The 3,010-nt window shown below is 45.4% G+C and carries 3 protein-coding genes; all 3 read left to right on the top strand.

Annotation, left to right across the window (positions count from 1 at the left end; all coding sequences use genetic code 11):
- The first annotated feature begins 182 nt into the window (after positions 1-182).
- Positions 183-440 carry a post-transcriptional regulator gene (locus GRP75_RS23100; protein ID WP_013311570.1) on the top strand — a complete coding sequence of 86 codons (258 nt, stop codon included), beginning with the start codon at positions 183-185 and terminating at the stop codon, positions 438-440.
- 90 nt (positions 441-530) lie between these two features.
- Positions 531-1,787 (top strand): protein translocase subunit SecD, encoded by a 1,257-nt coding sequence (secD, locus tag GRP75_RS23095; RefSeq protein WP_023989930.1) that lies wholly within the window; start codon positions 531-533, stop codon positions 1,785-1,787.
- Positions 1,777-2,694, top strand: a complete 918-nt coding sequence (secF, locus tag GRP75_RS23090) for a protein translocase subunit SecF (RefSeq protein WP_160790476.1) — start codon at positions 1,777-1,779, stop codon at positions 2,692-2,694. The genes secD and secF overlap by 11 nt, the downstream gene beginning before the upstream one ends.
- The last annotated feature ends 316 nt before the right edge of the window (positions 2,695-3,010 follow it).

Below are 3,010 nucleotides of genomic sequence, written 5' to 3'. Positions count from 1 at the left end.
GGAGAGTGGTGAATTCTGCTATTGACGAGCGAAATGAATGCATATATTGTTGATTTAAGGCTATTTTCAACGAAAAGAAGGGTTTTCCAGGATCAGGACAGAAATGTTCTACAAAGCAGTCAATAACCCCGCTAATTGCTGATCTGCGGAACCGGTAGTCGCTGGGAGGAGGAACGGCCATCGTGGGTATGGAAGAGCTGGATGAGCAGGATTGGGATGACGCAATTGAGATGCTCTGTCAAAGTAAGGCGGACGAGTTGATTCTCGTAGGCTATGAGCATGTCACAAGTAAGGACGTGTGGAATTGCGTCAGCCATAAATATGAAAAGGAGGGTATCCCTCCGCTGCACAAGCTCGTTAACGATATACTTTCCCTTAAAGCGACGAGCTTTATGAACTATTTGACTATGTCCGCATTACGGGGCTCCACTTTCGAATAGAAGGGGGTCTTTTTTTGCGTTCAAATTGACTGCTTTTTGAGGGGTAGCTATAATAGGAATATTGAGAATGAAAGGGGAACATGGGACGGAATGAAGAGAATTCTAAGTTTCATCGTGGTCGTGCTCATAACTACTGGTGTTATGATCGGGACAAGCCCGGGCCTACTGAACAGTTTAAAATTAGGCCTCGATTTAAAGGGAGGCTTTGAGATTTTATATGAAGCCCAGCCTTTGGAAGCCGGGCAGAGTGTAACCAGACAGTCTCTTATACAAACAGCTCAAAGTCTGGAGAGACGGATTAATGCGCTCGGTACGACTGAGCCGGAAGTAACAACAGAGGGAAGCAACCGAATTCGCGTGCGGCTTGCTGGTGTCACTAATGAGGCAGAAGTCCGCTCCATGCTGAAAAAGCCTGCAGAATTAACGTTCCGCAGTGCAACGGCAGCAGATGCTAAAAAGCCAGGCCAATACAGCAAAATTGAGCTCCGCGGTAATGATTTTGTGGAGAATGGCGCTGTTGTAGGCTATGACCAGCTGAATCAACCTGAGATTAGTATCAAAGTGAAGGACAAAGCTAAATTTGCAGAAATCACAAAGCGACTTCTGAATAAAGAATTAGCTATTTTCCTGGATCAGGAATTGCTGTCTGCACCTACAGTACGTGGGGAATTAACGGACGGTAGCGCGTCAATCACAGGTAGCTACACTCGTGATGAAGCGAATAAACTGGCGGATACGATTAATCTGGGTGCCCTTCCGCTCAAACTGACGGAAAAATATTCTCAGAGTGTAGGTGCTACGCTGGGTCAATTGTCACTGGATCAGACGATTCGTGCTGGGTTGATCGGCTCAATCATTATTCTGGTATTTATGATTGCGATGTTCCGTATACCAGGATTAGTGGCCAGTTTTTGTCTCATCGTTCATACTTGGCTGGTGCTTGCGATCTTCTACTTGGGTGGATTCGTGCTCACGCTCCCAGGTATCGCCGCCTTCGTGCTTGGGATCGGGATGGCAGTCGATGCCAATATTATTACGTATGAACGGATTAAAGAAGAAATCAAGACGGGCAAAACGATTCGTTCTTCCGTTATCGCAGGTAGTAAGGCTTCGTTCCGTACCGTTATGGATGCCAATATTACGACAATTATAGCGGCAGCGGTTATGTTTGGTCTCGGAACAGGCTCCGTTAGAGGTTTCGCTCTGGTGCTTATCGTTGATATTGTCACCAGTATCTTGACGAATATCTTCTTCTCCCGCTTCTTGCTCAATCTGCTGGTTAAAGCGGATGCTGTGAAGAAGCCCAAGTATTTTGGTGTGAAGGAGAGTGATATTAGTGCGCTTTAATTGGGACTATAAATATATCAAGATGAGCAAGTGGTTTTACACGTTCTCGATTATTATCACACTGCTTGGTATTCTGAGCTTGTCGATATTCGGCTTAAATTACGGGGTAGACTTTCGTTCCGGTTCCAATGTGGATGTCAATTTGACTAAAGTCGTTACGCAGGAACAGATTCAAACTTTGCTGGACAAGCAGAAGATCGGTAAAGAGGTGGATTATACACCGGGGAAAGAGCGTTTCGGCATTCGCTTCTCACAGGTTTTGACGGATCAGCAAGTGAATGACTTTAAGACTTCCTTTAATAAAGAGCTTGATCCAAAGGCTTCCTTTGAGGTCAATACAGTAGATACGGAAATGGCACAAGAACTGGAGCGGAATGCAATATGGGCGATCTTGCTAGCATGTGTAGCCATCGCGGTCTATATTTCGATCCGGTTTGAATGGCGGTTTGCCATTGCAGCCATCGTTTCGTTGTTGCATGATGCCTTCCTCGTTATCAGTATTTTCTCGATTTTCCGGCTTGAGGTGGATTTGACCTTTATTACGGCAATTCTGACGATTGTTGGTTTCTCCATTAATGACACCGTCGTTATTTTTGACCGTATTCGGGAAAATCTACGATTTGCGAAGAAGAAGTCCAGAGACGACTTAGAACAGGTAGTTGATCACAGTATTGCGCAGACAATGACTCGTTCACTTGCAACCGTGTTTACGGTGTTTATTGCCTCCGTATGTTTGTTCATATTTGGCGGCGAATCGATCCGTATGTTCTCACTTGCAATGGTCATTGGTTTGTTGTTTGGTGCTTATTCCTCCATTTTCATTGCCAGCCCGCTGTGGGTGGCATTGAAAGGAAAACAAAAATCCCCGACAGCTGGCGGGGGCACGGTCAAAACTGCAAAGTCTTAAGTTACGCAAATACCAGTAGTATAAATTAAAGAGAAAGCCGCGTCTGCTTGGGCGCGGTTTTCTAAGGTTTTGAGATTTACCTTGAGTAAGGCACAGTAGTGGCACTTAAATGTGAATGGTTTTTGGTTTTGAGAAATTCGGTTATTTTAGAATGAGCTTTATTGCGAAAGGGTTAGTTCAGGATTGAGGGGGAAACGTTGTGAATAGCGAACGCAGCCGATCATTGGAAACTGCGGCGTTGAGCGGGATTGTAGGTAATCTCGCGCTGGCTGTTCTAAAGGGAACCGTCGGTTATGCTGCAAACAGCAAGGCGTTG

It is taken from the genome of Paenibacillus sp. OT2-17 (assembly GCF_009827695.1).
Classification (GTDB): Bacteria; Bacillota; Bacilli; order Paenibacillales; family Paenibacillaceae; genus Paenibacillus; species Paenibacillus polymyxa_B.
Note: the sequence above shows the minus strand (reverse complement) of the source record. Positions and strands in the feature narration are given on the sequence as shown.